The sequence below is a fragment of the Paenibacillus sp. GYB004 genome, from assembly GCF_036577605.1.
Taxonomy (GTDB): domain Bacteria; phylum Bacillota; class Bacilli; order Paenibacillales; family NBRC-103111; genus Paenibacillus_AB; species Paenibacillus_AB oceani.
Window position 1 is genome coordinate 21,941 of the sequence record NZ_JARBDB010000063.1, and the last position, 16,265, is coordinate 38,205.

At 55.2% G+C, this 16,265-nt stretch carries 14 protein-coding genes and 1 pseudogene; 5 read left to right on the top strand and 10 right to left on the bottom strand.

Annotated features, from left to right (window positions below; all coding sequences use genetic code 11):
* The first annotated feature begins 165 nt into the window (after window positions 1-165).
* Window positions 166-462: a hypothetical protein gene (locus PV433_RS27645; protein WP_332075263.1), complete on the top strand. Its 297-nt coding sequence runs from the start codon at window positions 166-168 to the stop codon at window positions 460-462.
* Window positions 463-735: 273 nt separating this feature from the next.
* Here PV433_RS27645 and PV433_RS27650 read toward each other — a convergent pair whose 3' ends face one another.
* From PV433_RS27650 to PV433_RS27680, 7 genes and pseudogenes are all read right to left on the bottom strand, one after another.
* On the bottom strand, window positions 736-2,430 hold the full coding sequence (locus tag PV433_RS27650) for a methyl-accepting chemotaxis protein (RefSeq protein WP_332075264.1): 1,695 nt from the start codon (window positions 2,428-2,430) through the stop codon (window positions 736-738).
* A gap of 289 nt (window positions 2,431-2,719) precedes the next feature.
* Window positions 2,720-2,935, bottom strand: coding sequence for a DUF2536 family protein (locus tag PV433_RS27655; RefSeq protein WP_332075265.1), 216 nt, complete (start codon window positions 2,933-2,935; stop codon window positions 2,720-2,722).
* A 36-nt stretch (window positions 2,936-2,971) separates the two neighbouring features.
* Entirely contained in the window at window positions 2,972-3,946 is a 975-nt protein-coding gene (locus PV433_RS27660) for a diaminopimelate dehydrogenase (RefSeq protein WP_332075266.1), read from the bottom strand.
* Between the two features lie 163 nt (window positions 3,947-4,109).
* Window positions 4,110-4,358, bottom strand: a pseudogene (locus PV433_RS27665) (zinc ribbon domain-containing protein); the annotation flags it as partial.
* Window positions 4,359-4,670: 312 nt separating this feature from the next.
* A complete protein-coding gene (locus PV433_RS27670; RefSeq protein WP_332075267.1) occupies window positions 4,671-5,999 on the bottom strand; it encodes a hemolysin family protein in 1,329 nt (442 codons plus the stop codon).
* 293 nt (window positions 6,000-6,292) lie between these two features.
* Window positions 6,293-6,973, bottom strand: coding sequence for an LrgB family protein (locus tag PV433_RS27675; protein WP_332075268.1), 681 nt, complete (start codon window positions 6,971-6,973; stop codon window positions 6,293-6,295).
* Entirely contained in the window at window positions 6,970-7,332 is a 363-nt protein-coding gene (locus tag PV433_RS27680; protein ID WP_332075379.1) for a CidA/LrgA family protein, read from the bottom strand. The genes PV433_RS27675 and PV433_RS27680 overlap by 4 nt, the downstream gene beginning before the upstream one ends.
* Before the next feature lie 113 nt (window positions 7,333-7,445).
* On the opposite strand from PV433_RS27680, the gene PV433_RS27685 reads away from it, so the two are divergent.
* The 4 genes from PV433_RS27685 to PV433_RS27700 all read left to right on the top strand — a co-directional run bounded on the left by PV433_RS27685 (window position 7,446) and on the right by PV433_RS27700 (window position 11,890).
* Window positions 7,446-8,342, top strand: a complete 897-nt coding sequence (locus PV433_RS27685; protein WP_332075269.1) for a LysR family transcriptional regulator — start codon at window positions 7,446-7,448, stop codon at window positions 8,340-8,342.
* A gap of 180 nt (window positions 8,343-8,522) precedes the next feature.
* Window positions 8,523-10,670, top strand: coding sequence for an ABC transporter transmembrane domain-containing protein (locus PV433_RS27690; protein WP_332075270.1), 2,148 nt, complete (start codon window positions 8,523-8,525; stop codon window positions 10,668-10,670).
* A 25-nt stretch (window positions 10,671-10,695) separates the two neighbouring features.
* Entirely contained in the window at window positions 10,696-11,211 is a 516-nt protein-coding gene (locus tag PV433_RS27695; protein ID WP_332075271.1) for a hypothetical protein, read from the top strand.
* A gap of 181 nt (window positions 11,212-11,392) precedes the next feature.
* Window positions 11,393-11,890, top strand: coding sequence for a hypothetical protein (locus PV433_RS27700; protein WP_332075272.1), 498 nt, complete (start codon window positions 11,393-11,395; stop codon window positions 11,888-11,890).
* Between the two features lie 161 nt (window positions 11,891-12,051).
* Here PV433_RS27700 and PV433_RS27705 read toward each other — a convergent pair whose 3' ends face one another.
* The 3 genes from PV433_RS27705 to PV433_RS27715 form a co-directional block, all read right to left on the bottom strand.
* Window positions 12,052-12,363: a hypothetical protein gene (locus PV433_RS27705; RefSeq protein WP_190930225.1), complete on the bottom strand. Its 312-nt coding sequence runs from the start codon at window positions 12,361-12,363 to the stop codon at window positions 12,052-12,054.
* Between the two features lie 605 nt (window positions 12,364-12,968).
* Window positions 12,969-15,026 (bottom strand): iron ABC transporter permease, encoded by a 2,058-nt coding sequence (locus PV433_RS27710; RefSeq protein ID WP_332075273.1) that lies wholly within the window; start codon window positions 15,024-15,026, stop codon window positions 12,969-12,971.
* A 5-nt stretch (window positions 15,027-15,031) separates the two neighbouring features.
* Window positions 15,032-16,042: an ABC transporter substrate-binding protein gene (locus PV433_RS27715; RefSeq protein WP_332075274.1), complete on the bottom strand. Its 1,011-nt coding sequence runs from the start codon at window positions 16,040-16,042 to the stop codon at window positions 15,032-15,034.
* Between the last annotated feature and the right edge of the window lie 223 nt (window positions 16,043-16,265).

Genomic DNA, 16,265 nt, shown 5'->3' on the forward strand with positions numbered 1-16,265 from the left:
CCGATTTCAAAAAGCAAATCCGATTTATCGCCGCTCCCAAAACGAATGTAAAAACGACAAATCGTTGGCAGTTGGCAAAATCTATAGACAAAAGCCCGGCAATGAAAATATGATGGTACCATACCTAGATTTTACATGAGGAATGTCCTATAGGAGGCTACAATTATGCGTAAAGAACATACCGTTTACTTTAAAATTTTCCGTAAGGACGAAACCAAGCTGCTGCGCGGACTTATTTATTTGGAACCCGGTGCGCAGCCTACGCTCCAGGATTTCGAACAATGCTTGAAGGCTTGCGGCCACAATGTGCGCATCGAGGATACGGAAAAATTCATTTTTAGAGCAACCGAGGCCGGTGAAGAATATGTGATCGATGTGCTGGAGGATTACGATAAAACGAACCGGGACCTTCATGTTGAAAGCTTAGCCAAAACCTTCATCAAAAACGACATTCCCCTTTAAGATGTTGTTCAAAAAGTCCACTTTTGATCACCAAGCCGGTCAGGAAGCCTGTCGACATCGAATATGGAATTCAGCCGGAACTTCCGGTGCTCACGTAGCTGCCACTACGCTACGCTCCTCATTTCCCAGTTTCATCCCATCTTCTCGGTGCTGAAAACCGGACTTTTTGAACTCGTATTTAAAAGTTACCCATGTCCCGGTTCGCCTGCCGGATCTTTCGTGTTAACAATTCAGCCGGCTGGACCGATCTCAGAACGGTTTTCCGCAGCCTGCCTACGCTTTAAACTTGCCCACCAGCCGCTCGAGCTGCCCCGTCATCCCGTTCATCGCCTCCAAGGACCGCGAGATCTCATCCACCGATGCAAGCTGCTCCTCCGAGGCGGCAGCCGCTTCCTCGATGCCAGAGGCCGATTGTCTGGCAATCCTGGCGATTTCCGTGATGGAGGCGGCGATCTGCTCCGTTCCGGCCGACAATTGCTCGGACGCGGCCGATACTTCCTCGATCTGGGCCGTTACGTCCTTCGTCGAGGCTACGATGCTGGCAAACGTGCGGCCGGCCTGCTCCACCCGATCGACGCTGATGCGGACTTCCTCCATCCCTTGCGTCATCTTGGCCGCAGCACCTGTCGTAGCCGTCTGCATCCGTTCGATCAGCCCGGTGATCTGCTCCGCCTGCACGCCGGCCTGCTCGGCCAGCTTGCGCACCTCGGCAGCGACGACGGCGAAGCCTTTCCCATGCTCCCCGGCTCTAGCCGCTTCTATGGCCGCATTCAAGGCCAGCAGATTCGTTTGCGAGGAGATGCCTTTAATCGCCGCAGCCATCTGTTCCACCTCTGCAGAGAGACGGGTCAGCTCACGAATCGCTTCGGATACGTCCGCGATGGATCGACTCATGACCTCCATCTGGCCTACCGCGGTTTGGACTGAAGCATTGCCGGCGTCCGCCTGCCGTACCATCTCGCCGGAGGCTTCATTTACGTAGGAGGCCGATTCGGCGATTTTCTGAATGCCGGACGCCATCTCTTCCATCGCCCTCGCACTTTCATCCGCGGCCTGGACCTGAACTTCCGCACCGGAGGCCATGCCTTGCATCGTATCCGTAATATCGGTGGCGGACGCCTTGGTCTGCTCGGCGCTGGCGGCGAGCTGAGCGGAGTAGCCGACTACTTGCCGGACCGCCTGGTGAATATGTCCGATCAACTCGCGCAAGCTGTCGATCATCCCCTGAACCGAGCCGTTCAGCTTGCCGATCTCGTCTTTCGAGCGCAGCGGGTCGGTCTTCGCCTGCAAATCGCCCGACGCCACTTGGGCGGTTACGTCGGCCAGCCTCGTGAGCGGCCTCGTAAACTTGCCGCTGCCGAACCAGACCAAGACGACCAGCACGATTACGCCGAGCAAGCCCGCTGTGATCATGTGGCGGAGAAAGCCGTGCTGCGCCTCCTCGAAGATCCGGTTCGGGATGCCGATGAACAAAATGCCGATAGCCTCTCCTTTTCCGTCCAGGATCGGCTCATAGATCGCCTGATAATCCGCCCCCACGACTTGAGCGAGGCCGAGAAACCTCCCCTTCTCCACTAACGTCTTCTGCCTCACTTCATCCGACACTTTCGTGCCTACCGCCCGCTTGCCGTCTACCGTCACATTGGTCGAGACGCGGGTATCGCCGACAAATACTGTCACCGCCGCCTCGTTGCCCAACAGCTTGGCAAGCTTGTCGACGAATACGAAGTTGTCGTTCAGCAGCGTATGCCCTTTATATAAACTGCCGTCCTTCTCGCTCCACTCGCCGGGGACGTCTTCCTGCAGCAGCACCTTGCCGATCTCGAGGTCCGCTTCCAGCTGCTTGCTCACAATCCCGACGACTTCCCGGTTCATCGAAATCGACGCATAACCCGACAACGCTACAATGCCAAGCGCAACGATGACGGAGTAAATCAGTACAATTTTCCAGCGAATGCTTAGATTCATGGCTGCACCTCTAGTCTGAGAACTGATGGCCTTTGAAGGAATATATACCAAAACACGTTTGGTTCACAGGTATTTATTAGGAAATACGCACGATGTTCGGAGTTTCGACACACAATTCGTTCCGGGACGCTTCGGCGGAAGGGCAGATCCGCTCGGACAAACTTCCTCGTCAGCCGCGGCCGATGGCCTTGCATGACTTGCGCAGCTGCACAAAAAGACGCATGCGCTCCTGCGCATACGTCTCTTGTGCCCCTCTCAGGCCCATCCCGGGTTCCGGGCGGCGCTGGCGCTAGGGCAACTGCTTGACCGCAAAATGCACGACAGCGGTGTACAGCATCTTGTCGGCTTGCGGGTGAAACGTCGCCTGATGCTGAACCGACTTGACGTCCAGCAGCAGCACCTTATTATTATGAATCTGCTCCTCGATCTTCCTCTCCAGCGTGCGAAGATCGAAAGCTTCGAAAAATTCGATTTTGGTCTCGATCCGTTCCACGATAAAGCTCATGCGCCGCACCTCCCTCCGTTTACCGGCCGAGAAGCTTTACAGCAGCTCTTGGCGAAGCTGAGCCCCCGATTTTGGAGACAAATAGCTGAACGGAATATCGAATACCGTCTTCGCCCCGATAAAGCCTTCCTTCGCATAACGGTGGATCGCTCTCGCGTAAGCGACCAGCACGCTGCCCGTAAATTCCGGGTTGCTGTCCAGCTTCAGTCCGAATTCGATGATCTGCTTGCTGCTCTCGCCGGTTTTGCCGCTGCGGAATACGAGGCCGCCGTGCGGCATCGCCGAATGACTCTGCTTCAGTTCTTCTTCGCTGATGAAGTGAACCCGCGTCTCATAGTCGGCAAAGTAGTTAGGCATCGTCGTAATCTCGCGCTCGATCCGCGCCAAGTCTTCGCCCGGCTCTGCCACGACGAAGCATTCTCTCAGATGTTTCTCCCGGGTGGACAGCTCCGGATTTTCCCCGTCTCTGACCCGCTGGACGGCCTCGTCGCTAGGAATCGTATACTGCACGCCGGCCTTCACGCCCGCTATGCGGCGGATCGCGTCGGAATGTCCTTGGGAAACCCCTTTCCCCCAGAACGTGTAGTCGTTTCCTTCCGGCAAAACCGCTTCGGCGAGCAGCCGGTTCAGCGAGAACAAGCCCGGGTCCCATCCGGTGGAGATGACGCTGGCGTGTCCACCTTTGCGGGCCGCCCCGTCAACGGCGTCGAAATAGTCGGGGATTTTCGCATGGCGGTCGAAGCTGTCTACGGTGTTGAACATGGACGCGAGGAACGGCCCCTGCTCCGGCAAATCCGTAGCGGAACCCCCGCACAAGATCATAACGTCCACTTTCCCGATATAGCTCTCGATCTCGGACATATGAACCATCTGAACGGAAGACTGGATGCCTTCGGGCTGACGTCTTGTGAAGATTGCTACAAGCTCCATATCCGGGTTTTGCGCGATCGAACTTTGCACACCGCGGCCCAGATTGCCGTACCCTACAATGCCTACTCTGATCTTTTCCACGAAAATACCTCCATCGTATGTATACCGTATAGGGTTTAAGTATAGCAAACTTGATCCAACTTTGAACCTCTCATGACTAAAGTCACGAGATTCTTGGGTAGTCCCTTCTAACGAAGAGAAGTTCACCAAGCTAACCCTGTCGTTCCGACAGTTCGTGTAAGGATTACACAGCAAGAAGTCTTTTGCCTTCGGCAAGAATATTCAGGCTTGCGTTAAAGTCTCGGTCGTGATGCGCTCCACATTCCGGGCAGTCCCATTCACGCAACTTCAAATCTTTTACATCTTTGTGCTTATAGCTACAGCAGGAGCATAATTGCGAAGATGCGAATGTTGAGCCTACAGCCACTACTATGCGGCCATACCACTTCGCTTTGTACTCTAGCATGGAGCCAAACATCGACCAGGAAACCTTGACACATAATCACCTCTGATTACAGGATAACCTATGTCAGCGTTGTTCACCTATAGAAACCTTGACATTAAAGGGATTGTTGTAATAGTCACCTAAACATGTATCGGATAGTTAACGTGGCATAAGCCACGCCCTATCCGATGTTTTCTAACTCATGACTGAAGTCATGAGTTTGCGAAAACTATGCTTCAAAAAAACTGTCATTGCGCGGCCGTGCCAACATGTGAAAAGCACCGCCCGGGCGTCACAGGGGAACGCGTTGGTGGACGGTGCCGGCTCAGCCTCATTCTCGCTGGCGCTGCGGTGAGACAGCTACTCGGATTCGGTATCGGAGGCGGATTCGGCCGCTGCCCGGAGTACATGAACTTTGCTGATCCGCTTCTCGTCGACTTCCTCGACTTGAAAGATCAATCCTTCGTACTCCACGACCGGCCTCTCATCCTCAAGCGGAATTCGGCCCAGCTGGCCGACTACGAAGCCGCTGACCGTGTCGTAGTCTTCGACCGGCAAAGGAACGTTCAGCACGTCCTTCAGCGTCCGCAGACTGAGACTTCCGTTGATGACGTACGTACTGTCGTCCATCTGCTCGAATTCCTTCTCTTCCTCGTCGTGCTCGTCGAAGATGTTGCCGACGATCTCCTCGAGCAGATCCTCGATCGTGACAATCCCGGCCGTGCCGCCGTACTCGTCGATGACGACCGCCATATGCACCTTGTTTTTCTGCAGCTCCTTAAACAGCTCGTCGATCCGTTTGGAGGTCGGAATGAAGTAAGGCGTACGAATAATGTCGCGAATGACGAACGTCTCTTCGCTGCCTTCTTCGATATATTTCATGATGTCCTTCACGTGCAGGATGCCTACAATATTATCGATATTGTCTTCGAATATCGGATATCTCGAATATTTCTCGATATTGACCATCCCGGCCACTTCTTTCAGTGACAAATTCAGCGGAAGGCCGGTAACCGAGCTCCGGTGGGTCATAATATCCGAGACCGCCTTGTTATCGAATTCGAAGATGTTGTTAATCATCATTTTCTCGGTTTCCTGAATCGTCCCGTTCTCGTTGCCAACATCGACCATCATCCGGATTTCTTCTTCCGTCACCTGTTCTTTGTTCTCATGAGGATCGACCCCCATCAGACGGACGAGCAGGTTCGTCGAGTGAGTCAGCAATTTGACGAACGGCGCCGATATTTTCAGCAAAAACGTAAGCGGTGTGACCGCAAACATGGAGATCGATTCCGACTTCTGCATCGCCAGCCGCTTCGGGACGAGTTCGCCCAGGACAAGCGTAAAATAAGACAGAAGCAGCGTAATCAGGATGACCGATATCGTCTCCAGCATGCTTTGCGGCAAAGGGACTCCCGCCGAGTACAAGTACTGCGCCATTCTGCCGGCAAAACTTTCGGCCGCGAAAGCGCTCGCCAAAAATCCGGCTAGCGTAATCCCGATTTGGATAGTGGCCAAGAAACGGCTCGGTTCGCTCAGAAGGCTCTGCAACAGTTTCGCTTTTTTGTGCCCCGCATCGGCCATTGATCGGATCTTGTTATCGTTCAACGAGATCAAGGCGATCTCCGAGGCAGCAAAAAACGCATTCAGCACAATGAGTACAATAAGAACCAAAATTTCTGTAAACAAGTTGCTCCTCCTCCATCCAAGGTAGTCAGGTCATTGTCTTTCCTGCAGCTCCAATAGCCGGACGGAAAGTCAATGCCGAGGATAGTAACTTGTTTTCCCGTAAATTTTGATTGTATTATGCAACCCTGCGGACTGAATCCTATCGCCCGCTTCCTCTGGCTCATCGTCCATAATCTCAGTCACCTCCTTAAACCGTCGAAGTATACACCTATTCCTCATTATATGGAATTATTCCTTCGCAGGCAAAAGGCGGTTGATCGGCTTCCGGTAAAAAAAGGCGGCAGACCCGCCGTCTAGCGGAACCATTCAATCATCCACGGGGCGGCGCCCAGCGTAACGAATGCCGTCAGCAGCATAGCGACTCCCGCGATCGATCCCGCTGCCGTACCATACTCCGACGCCCTGCTGATCCCGGCCGAATGAGCGCTTGTCCCGAACAAAATCCCTTGGGCGATCGAGCTCCGGATTCCGCACCATTTTACGATGGGCGGTCCGATCACTAAACCAAGCAGCCCGGTGATAAGCGTTGCTACAGCGGCAATAGTCGGGATGCCGCCGATCAGCCCGGTTATCGACACCGCGATAGGCGTCGTCGCGGAACGGGGAGTGAGGCTGCCGATCAGCTCCGAGGTCAGGCCGAACAAACGGGCCAGTCCCGCCGAGGTGACGATTCCGGTCAGCGCCCCGCAGCCGACGCTGACTACGATGACGAAGGCGTGCTTTTTCAGCAGATCGATATGCTTATACATCGTGACCGCTAATGCGATGGTCGCCGGTTCGACCATGTTCGAGAGCCAGACGCCTCCCTCGTTGTACGTTTGGAACGAAGCTCCGCTAATTGCCAGCAGGCCGATCAGGACGACCGGCGTAAGAAGCAGCGGCGACATATACATTTTCGGATATTTCTTGTACAGCCGTTTGGCCGCCCAGTAGACCGCGATCGTGCAGCCCAGCCATAATACCGCGTCCATCATGACGCCTCCCTTTCCTTGCGCGCAGCGATCCGTTCGCCGATATAACCCGAACATATCATGACAGCCGCCGTACTGATCGCGATCGTGCCTATAATCCGAAGTCCGCTCGTCATAAACATGTTTTTATAGTTCATAATGCCAACAGTAGCCGGTATAAAAAACAGCAGCATCTGGGCAATCAGCCAGTTGGAGCCCTGCTCGATCCACCCGAGACGGACGATCTTCAGCTTCAGCAGAACAAATAAAAGAACGATCCCCACAATACTTCCCGGAACCGGGATAGGAAGGATTGAAGCGAGACCGTCCGCGATTTGGGCTATGCCGACAAAAAATAAAATTTGAAGCGCGATCCCCGCCATTTTTCTCACGCTGTCCAGCTCCTTTGTAAAAAGTATACAAGATCGCCTTTCATGCGTAAAATCAATATATAGAATGGTTTTCATTCCTTTTATCTATGGAAGGAGCAACCGCTTTGGACATCCGCCACTTGCAATACATCACCGAAATCGTCAGGCATAACAGCTTTACCAAAGCAGCGGAAGCACTGCACCTGACCCAGCCGACGATCAGCAAAATCGTTAAAAATCTGGAAAATGAGCTCGGGGTCGAAGTATTCGTCCGGGAGGGCAGACACATCAAGCTGACGGCCGCCGGAGAAACGATCGTAAGCCACGCCGGGCCGATTCTCCAGCTGTTCGACGGGCTGGAGGCGGCTTTGCATGATCTGACGTACCTGAATACGGGCAGCATCCGGCTCGGCATTCCGCCGATGGCAGGCTCGAGCTTTTTCCCGCAGGTGATCAAGAAGTTTCGGGAGCAATACCCGAACATAGCAATCAAGATGATGGAGAACGGGGCCAAGCGAATCGAGGAAAGCTTGTCCGAAGGCATTCTCGATGTCGGGGTCGCGCTGTGGCCGATCGACGAGGTCCTGTTCGATTCCTTCACCCTGGTCGAAGACCGGTTAAAGGTCATCCTGCCCCCTGCCCACCCGCTGGCGGATCGCGAGCAGATCCGGCTGGCGGAGCTTGCGGGGGAGCGGTTTATTTTGTTCAACAGCGACTTCGCTTTGCACGACCGGATCATCTCCGAATGCCGTACGGTCGGCTTCGATCCTCATATCGTCTATGAAAGCTCCCAGTGGGATTTTATCGGAGAGATGGTGGGCGCCGATCTGGGGATCGCCATGCTGCCCGAGACGATGTGCCGGCAGTTGAATCCGGGCAAGGTGAGAGCGGCCGTCCTGACGGACCCGGTCATCCCTTGGCGGCTCGATATGGCCTGGAGGCGGGAAGGGTATATGTCCCATGCAGCCAGGGAATGGATCAAGTTTACGAAGGAGCTGTTCATACACGCCGCCAGGCGTTGACAGTCGCAGAACCTGACCGGTGCGGGACAACGCCTGAATACGATGGGCAGCCGGGGCTTGCGGGAGAGCTTCACGCCCATGGACTTGCGGACCGGAATTAAGCCGAAGCGCCTGGCAGGAACCGTTTACAGCATGAATAATCTACGGTAATCTATGGGTACTGGAAGGCGGCGATTTGAGTTGAGTTTAATCAAGATCCTCTTGCACCAGCTTAAGCGCTATAAGCTGCTGAGCGGCATTTTCATATTCAGTATTTTTGTCGAGGTCGCCTATTCGGTTGCAGCCCCCCTGAGCCTCAAATATTTAGTGGACGAAGCGTTTACGCCCAAAGATTTTCAGGTTTTCCTTCTCATCATGAGCATCTTGATCGGCGGCGGGCTTTTCAACATCGCGGCGGGCCAATTCGGGGATTACTCGCTCGGGAAGCTGAGCGGCGGAGTGATCCGTCAGCTCAGAACCGACTTGTTCGCGCATCTGCAGAAGCAGTCCCTTCCCTTCTATCAGCGCTATAAAGTCGGCGATCTGGTCACCCGCTTCTCGTCGGATATGTCGTCCATCGAAAACGCCATTCGGTTCACCAGTCCTTTCTTTCTGAAGGAATTGTTAAATATTATGCTCGGCCTCGGCATGCTGTTCTCGATCGAATGGAAGCTGACGCTGGCCGTGCTGGCCGGCTCTGCACTGATGTTTGTCGGCCCCCGGCTGCTTCAAGGACGTGCCGAAGCTGCCAACCGGAACTACAAGGAAGCTCAGGAGCGCTTCTCCAATACGATTGACGAGATGGCCAAGGGGCATCGGACCATTAAAGGGCTGCATCAGCAGCAGCGGTTCCGGGAGCGCGCGCGGGGGCAAATTCTCGAGCTGTTTTCGTTCGGCCTGCGCTTGCACGTAACCAACTCTCTGATGGAACGTATGCCTTTGACCGCTTTGCTGATTTTGAACGGGATTATGATGGGCCTCGGCGGTTATTTCATTTTCCAAGACGAGATGACGATCGGCGGCTTTATGGCTTTTTTCACGCTGTTTATGAGCGTCGGGCAAGCCGGCTCCAACTTATCGTTTCTGATTCCGAATCTGATTGATTCGAGCACCAGCTTCCGCCGGGTCGGCGAATTGATCGACCATCAGCCGGACATCCCTGAAGCGGCCGAAGCCGTAGAACTGCCCGCCTCCGTCTCTTCAGTCCGGATGGATCAGGTTACGTTCGGCTATACCGAAGAGTCCGATCAGCTCCGTAACGTCAGCCTGCACATCCCGGCCGGCAGCTACGTGGCCTTCGTCGGGCCGAGCGGCTCCGGCAAAAGCACCGCTTTGCAGCTGCTGTCCCGTTTCTACGATCCCGGTCAAGGGACGGTGAAGATTAACGGTCACGACCTGCGCACGGTCAGCGAAGCTTCCTTAAGAAAGCTGGCAACGCTCGTTACCCAGGAAACGTTTCTGTTTAACGCGACGATTCGCGACAACTTGCTGCTGGACAACCTGGAGGCAACCGAAGAAGCGATGATCGAAGCCGCCAAACAGGCGAAGATTCATGATGTTATAACCCGCTGGCCGTCGGGGTATGAGACTTGGATTCACCAGGAAGGCGGTACGTTGTCCGGCGGCGAACGCCAGCGGATCGCGCTTGCCCGGGCGCTGCTGAGAAAACCGAAGCTGCTGCTGCTCGACGAGGTGACGTCGGCGCTCGATCCTGCGACCGAAGCCGATATTAACGAGCTGATTCAGCAGATCCGCCAGAAGATGACGATTATCTCCGTCACCCACCGGCTGGCCTCCGTCGTTCATGCGGACCGGATCTACGTGTTCCACGAGGGCCGGATCGCGGAGTCCGGCACCCACGAGGAGCTTGTGCAACACAGCGGATTGTACCACAGCCTATGGGAGAAGCAGCACGGCTTCCATCTGTCCAGCGACGGGCTTCATGCTACCGTGGAAGTTCAGCGGCTGGCGAAGCTGCCCTTCTTCGACGGAATCGACCGGCGGCTGCTCCAGAATATCGCCGGCTTGTTCTCGACCGAGCTTTGTCAGGAAGGGGAGGACGTCGTCCGCGAGGGCGAGGAAGCCAATAAGTTTTACATCATCGTCCGCGGCAAATTTGAGGTCCGGAAGCAATTCCCCGGTGAAGGAGAGAAGCAAGTCGCCGTTCTGCAGGACGGCGACCACTTCGGGGAGATTGCGCTGCTGAAAAACATTCCGCGCACCGCTACAGTAAGAGCGATGGCACCTTCCGTGCTGATTGCGGTGAGACGGGAGTCGTTCGATCGGCTGACGGCCGAATATCCTCAAATTCTCCAGGCGCTGGAACAAACGCTGAAGAAGCGATTATGACGGCATGGCCAGAAAGGAAAGCACGATGTCAGCACATTTCCAACATTGCGTCACGGATGACGATTACGCCAAAATCGGGTTGTTTTTTTTGCAAAACAAACAAGACGTGCATCCTTCCTTTACAACGCTGGACGCAATCTCCCTGCTGTATTCCTATCTGACGGACGGACATCTGTATCTGGCTCTCGATGCCGATCAGCGGGTCATCGGAGCCTCCGCTTATTATCACGGGACGGCGGAGCAGGAGTTCCAGGATAAAAATATCGCGCTGATCGACATCGTCATTGTAGATCCGGCTTACCGGGGGACCCGTCTGTTTCTGAACGGGTTCCGGCGTATGGTGTACGACATCGCCGCGGCCCATCCGGAAGTAGAGGAAATCCGGTTGGCCGCCCTGGCGGAGAACGAATACTTGTGCAGGCTGTATGCCAGACTTACCGAAAGCCGGTATGAGCGTGAAGGAAACCTCGGCAAAGAAATCGTTTTTTGTGTCAAAATTAACAGAATCATAGCTATTTTAAATTCGTTTCTCAAGGTATAATTAGGATATTAAACCTATTTTATTTCAATCTCGTATAGGAGGTGCGGCACATGATTCCACCACTCGGATTCGGTAAAAAACCTACAAAAGGCAGCGGATTCGGCAGAATCGTTATTACTAACGATTCCCTGAGAGCACAACCGAAATAATGACGTTTCTATTTCGTCCATGCGAACTGGAAATGAACTTTAAGTCGTACATTGAATTTCTGCTCCAGCATCATGCGGAGTTGAACCTGCCTTATTCGTTCGCCATGAAGCTTAGCTTCGTCGGCAGTCCTCTCATCTTCGGCAAAGCTATGCTTGCCTACGAGGAAGAGTCCTACGACACCGTCGGCGCGGCGGGCTTCGTCTACGGCACCGGTGCTAACGGTTACGAAGATCGGCACATCTGCCAGGTGGAGGTTGCTTTCATTTTGGCGGAATACCGGCGTACCTCCTTGTTCGTCCAGGGCCTGCGCGCCCTTATCGATCTGATTCGGGAGGGCAATCCCGAGGTCGAGCAGGTTCAGTTCTGGACTGCCGCGGACCCGACGGATCCGGATAAGCTTTTCGCCAAATTCAGCGCGCTGCCCGGCTCGACCCGGTCGGTCGTGAACGAGCTGGCGTTTTATACGGTATCCTTCCGCGAGCTGGAGGCGTACTGCCGGCGATTCGAGAGACGCACGGGACTCGCGTGAGCGCATCAGGCGGCGAATGAAACAGGAAAGGCACCCGGGGGCGGGTGTCTTTTTCGTTGAACATGGTCATTCCGCCGCTACCCGGGCATGCAAAAAGCACCCTTACGGGTGCTTCTTGGCGCTTACGGCCGTTCCGATGAACGGATGTGTGCGGGATGATCTTAATAATGATGGGATGCGGGCGGTTTGCTCTTCTGAGCGGCGGTAACCATAAGGAAGATCCCGGAGAGCAGGTGGAGAATCCAGCCTACAAGCGGAATCCAGGCTACCAGCGAGGTGATGATTCCCAGCACCGAACCGTAAATGGGCTCGTTATTTTGCTTGGACAGGACCAGGGTCACAATATGGAGAACGAGCATGGCACCGAGTACCGTATAATAACTTCCCATCACCACCAGCGCTCCTAAAATGGGGATGGCCAGAAAAAGTTCCAGCGAACCCGATACCCATTTTAACACTTTAGAATTTGTCAAAATTCCATTCCTCCTTAATCAATCAGGTCGAACACTTGCTCATTGTAACAAATTCGACATATTTAGAATAGTACAATTTGCTTATATAAGAAATATTTATCATTCCTTCTGCCGTTTGCTACCCGCTCGACCTCCGATGGGCCCCTCAGCCTCTTCGTTTTTTTGAACAGAACGTGTTCAGCCTCGCCGAAAGCGGAATGCGTCCCTAAACAAAGAAGATGTCCATGCCGCAGGGCGGCACGGTAGCAGGGAAAATAAAAGGGTGTCGAAGGAAGTCCATGCGGCTGGTGAAGGGAGGCCGTGACGCTTTGGAGCTCGTGAGGTGAACCCCGCAATTAAGAGTCTCTCGTACCCTCTATTTTCGGCATATGGGGACGATCGAGACGAATAGAGGCGGTTTGCACCCCTTATTTCAACTCACTCGACGCGTCTGCACCCTTATCGCCGATTTTAGCAGCTCCAAACCGCTCTTATTTCTTGTCCAATCGAGGTTTCGGACAAAATAAAGGGTACAAACCGCTCTTACTGCGTTCGTTCGCTCCAGCCCAAAAAGCCAAAAGACACCTACCAGGGATAGGTGTCTTTCTCTTCCATAGGTTGACGCGTCACTTCCGCACCGCGCTCCGGTACATGAGCATAAGCAGATACGGCGTTCCGAGCAGAGCTACGATAATGCCCGAGGGGATTTCCTTCGGTGCGATGACCGTTTTGCCGATCAGGTCGGCTGCGACGAGAAGCAGGGCGCCAATCAACGCGGAAAGCACGACGGCTCTGCGATGATGGTGGCCGACCAGCAGACGGACCGCATGCGGCGCGAGCAGCCCGATAAATCCGATCGAGCCGACGGCGGAAGCCGCCGCTGCCGCCAGCAGCACGGCGATTGCGGTCGCAATCAGACGCGTGCTCTGAAGCTTCAGCCCCAGTCCCAGCGACACTTGATCCCCGAAGGCAAGCAGGTCCATTCTCCTACCAAGCCGCCATGCGAACGGTCCGAGCAAGCCGACCGCGATGACGAGACGCAGCAATTCGTCGTAACCGCGCGCATAGGTGCTGCCAGCGAGCCAGGCAAGCCCCGGCGCCGCGGCGATTCCGGATTTGATTACGAAAAACTGGATGCCCGCCGTCCCGATCGCGGAGACGGCAATCCCGACCAGAATAAGGACGATCGGATTAAATCCTTTCCTCCAGGAAAACGCGTATACGAGGGCCGCCGCCAGCACCGCACCGGCGATGGCTCCTACAGGCAGCATCGCGGCCGAAGCCTGCGGCCATAACACAATGACGGCAAGCGCCCCGAAGCCCGCTCCGGAGGTGACCCCGATGACCGACGGATCGGCGAGCGGGTTGCGCACGGCGCCCTGCATCATCGAGCCGGCAATCGCCAGCGCTGCGCCTGCAAATGCCGCGACCAATATCCGGGGAAGACGCAGGTCCATCACGACGTTGCGCGCAAACTCCTGGCCTCCGCCCGTCATCGCAAGCCATACTTCGCTTATAGATAGCCGCAAAGTCCCCACCATTAAACCGCCGATGATCAAAACCGCCAGCATAAGCAAAGCCCCGGCGACGAGTACCGGATACGGAATGCGCGCACCGGTTGCCCCGATACTCATGGACGAGCCGTTTTCCTGAGTCTGCCTGTCCTTCATCACGCGTACGGTAAGCCAGATGAGCCACGGCGCGCCGATGAGGGCCGTAACTGCCCCCGCCGGCAGCTCGCCGATCGAGCTGCGGAACATCCGGGCGATCGTATCGGCGCCGACCAGAATTACCGCCCCCCATAAGGCGCTGGCCGGCAGCAGGTACAGATGGCGGCGCAAGCCCATAAGCCGGATCAGATGCGGCGCGATCAAGCCGACGAAACCGATCGGTCCGACGACGCTTACCGTCACGCCGGCAAGCAGGACAGCGGCAGCGATGCCGGTGAAGCGCGCCGTATCCACTTTCTGGCCGAGGGAACGGGCCGTCTCCTCCCCAAGCTCCAGCATGTCGAAAGCGCGTGCGCGAAACATCACAAAAACGATTCCGACAATGATCCATGGCGCGGCATATTGTACGCCGCTCCAGTCGTTCTGTACGAGCGAGCCGGCTCCCCAGGCAAGCAGCTGGGACGCTTCGGTCTCGAACAGCAGCTGCAGCGCGCTCGTGAAGGAAGAGAGCACCAAGCCGACAATCATGCCGGCCACGGCCATTCGCACCGGCGTGCCCCGCTTGCCTCCCGCGATCAAATACGTCATCGCCGCAGCGCCGAGCGCTCCCGCAAGGCCAAGCAGCAACGGCGCGCCGGCCTTTAAGGCGGGTAGAAAGATAGCCGCCGCCATAATCACAAAGTAAGCGCCGGCGTTTAAGCCGAACGTCGACGCCGATGCGAGCGGATTGCGCGTTACGGTTTGCAGCAGCGCGCCGCACACAGCGAGCGCGGCGCCGGCGAGAAGTCCCATGACCGCTCTCGGCAGGCGTACGCCCCGCACCATATGATGCGCGGGATTGTCCTGCGGATTAGCGATCGCATCCACTACTTGGCGCAGCGTAATGTCCGCTTCGCCGTACGTCAGACTGACAAAAAGAAGGGCGGCGAGTATAACGAAGCCGCCCCCGAATACGAATGCCGTCGTCCATCCCGCTGGCCGGGCGGCATCGATCATTATCGAATTGGTTCTCATGCTGGTCATTTGGTGAGGGAGTCGGTTACGAGATCAGCGATCGATTTGGCAGACAGAGGTCCACCGAACGTCCACGTATTGCCCGGCAGCTTGTACGTGCGTTTCTCCTTGACGAACGTCAGTCCGTTCCAGACCGCATTGTCTTTCAGCTGCTTGTCGAATATGTTGTCGTTGTCTTGAACGATATAGATGAAATTGGCGTTCTGGACCGCTGGCAGCGCTTCGACGCTGGTCGTCGAGAAGCCGTTGGATTCGAACTTCGACGATTTGAACGCATTTTTCAGTCCGATCCGGTGCATAATCTGAGACAGCATCGAGTTGTCGGTAAACATCCGCAGGACGGCGGCGTTTTGCTGCGAATACGCCTGGGTGACGGCAACCTCCGCCCCTTCCTTGCCTTTCGCTTTCAGCTTCGCCTTGGATTCGTCGAACGACTTCTGCAGATCGCTCAGCACTTTGTCGGCTTCCGCTTTTTTGCCGATCAGCTCGGCCACCGTCTTGAACGTTTTCTCCATCTCGTCGTACTGGTTGCCCGATCCTTCCGCCGGATACGGATTGAAAGCAAGTGTCGGAGCAATTTTACTCAGAGCTTCATAGCTCGACTTGATCCGGAAGTCCGGAGCGATGATCAGATCCGGCTTCAAGGCCGCGATCGCTTCCAGGCTCGGCTCCGTGCGCGAACCTACGTCGGCAACGCTTGCATCGAGCTGCGGGGGAATGTTCACCCACGTTTTGTATCCTTTAATATCGGCGATCCCGGCAGGCTGTACGCCTACCGCCAGCAAATGCTCCACAAGGGACCATTCCAGCGCAACTACGCGTTTCGGCGTTCCTTTGATCACCGTCGTGCCAAGAGCATGCTGGATCTCTCTGCTTCCCGACGAAGCTTCCGGAGCCGGACTTGGCGCGGGCGTCCCGGATTCCTTGGGAGCGCTGCTTCCCGCTCCGCAAGCGGCTGTCAGGAATACAAGCAGGACACATGCAAACACAAGTAGCGGCCTATTCAACCTGTTCATAAAATAAATCCCCCTAAGCGATATGAATAAATTCACTAACTTTACCGATCAATTTACTAGTAATAAAATTATTACCACCCATTTGAAAATGATAATCGTTATCATATCCGATGTCAATACTTAAAATATTGGAATTTAATCCAACTGCAAGGCACTCCAGCCCGCCCCCTGTTCCTGGCAAATCTGCATCCCAACCACACCTCCGCCCTTCTGACCCCAGCAC

What these genes read in the sequence shown, in the direction of transcription:
- PV433_RS27645 (WP_332075263.1), top strand. Translation starts at nt 166, where the DNA reads ATGCGTAAAGAACATACCGTTTACTTTAAAATTTTCCGTAAGGACGAA.
- PV433_RS27650 (WP_332075264.1), bottom strand. Translation starts at nt 2,430, where the DNA reads ATGAATCTAAGCATTCGCTGGAAAATTGTACTGATTTACTCCGTCATC.
- PV433_RS27655 (WP_332075265.1), bottom strand. Translation starts at nt 2,935, where the DNA reads ATGAGCTTTATCGTGGAACGGATCGAGACCAAAATCGAATTTTTCGAA.
- PV433_RS27675 (WP_332075268.1), bottom strand. Translation starts at nt 6,973, where the DNA reads ATGATGGACGCGGTATTATGGCTGGGCTGCACGATCGCGGTCTACTGG.
- PV433_RS27680 (WP_332075379.1), bottom strand. Translation starts at nt 7,332, where the DNA reads ATGGCGGGGATCGCGCTTCAAATTTTATTTTTTGTCGGCATAGCCCAA.
- PV433_RS27695 (WP_332075271.1), top strand. Translation starts at nt 10,696, where the DNA reads ATGTCAGCACATTTCCAACATTGCGTCACGGATGACGATTACGCCAAA.
- PV433_RS27700 (WP_332075272.1), top strand. Translation starts at nt 11,393, where the DNA reads ATGAACTTTAAGTCGTACATTGAATTTCTGCTCCAGCATCATGCGGAG.
- PV433_RS27710 (WP_332075273.1), bottom strand. Translation starts at nt 15,026, where the DNA reads ATGAGAACCAATTCGATAATGATCGATGCCGCCCGGCCAGCGGGATGG.
- PV433_RS27715 (WP_332075274.1), bottom strand. Translation starts at nt 16,042, where the DNA reads ATGAACAGGTTGAATAGGCCGCTACTTGTGTTTGCATGTGTCCTGCTT.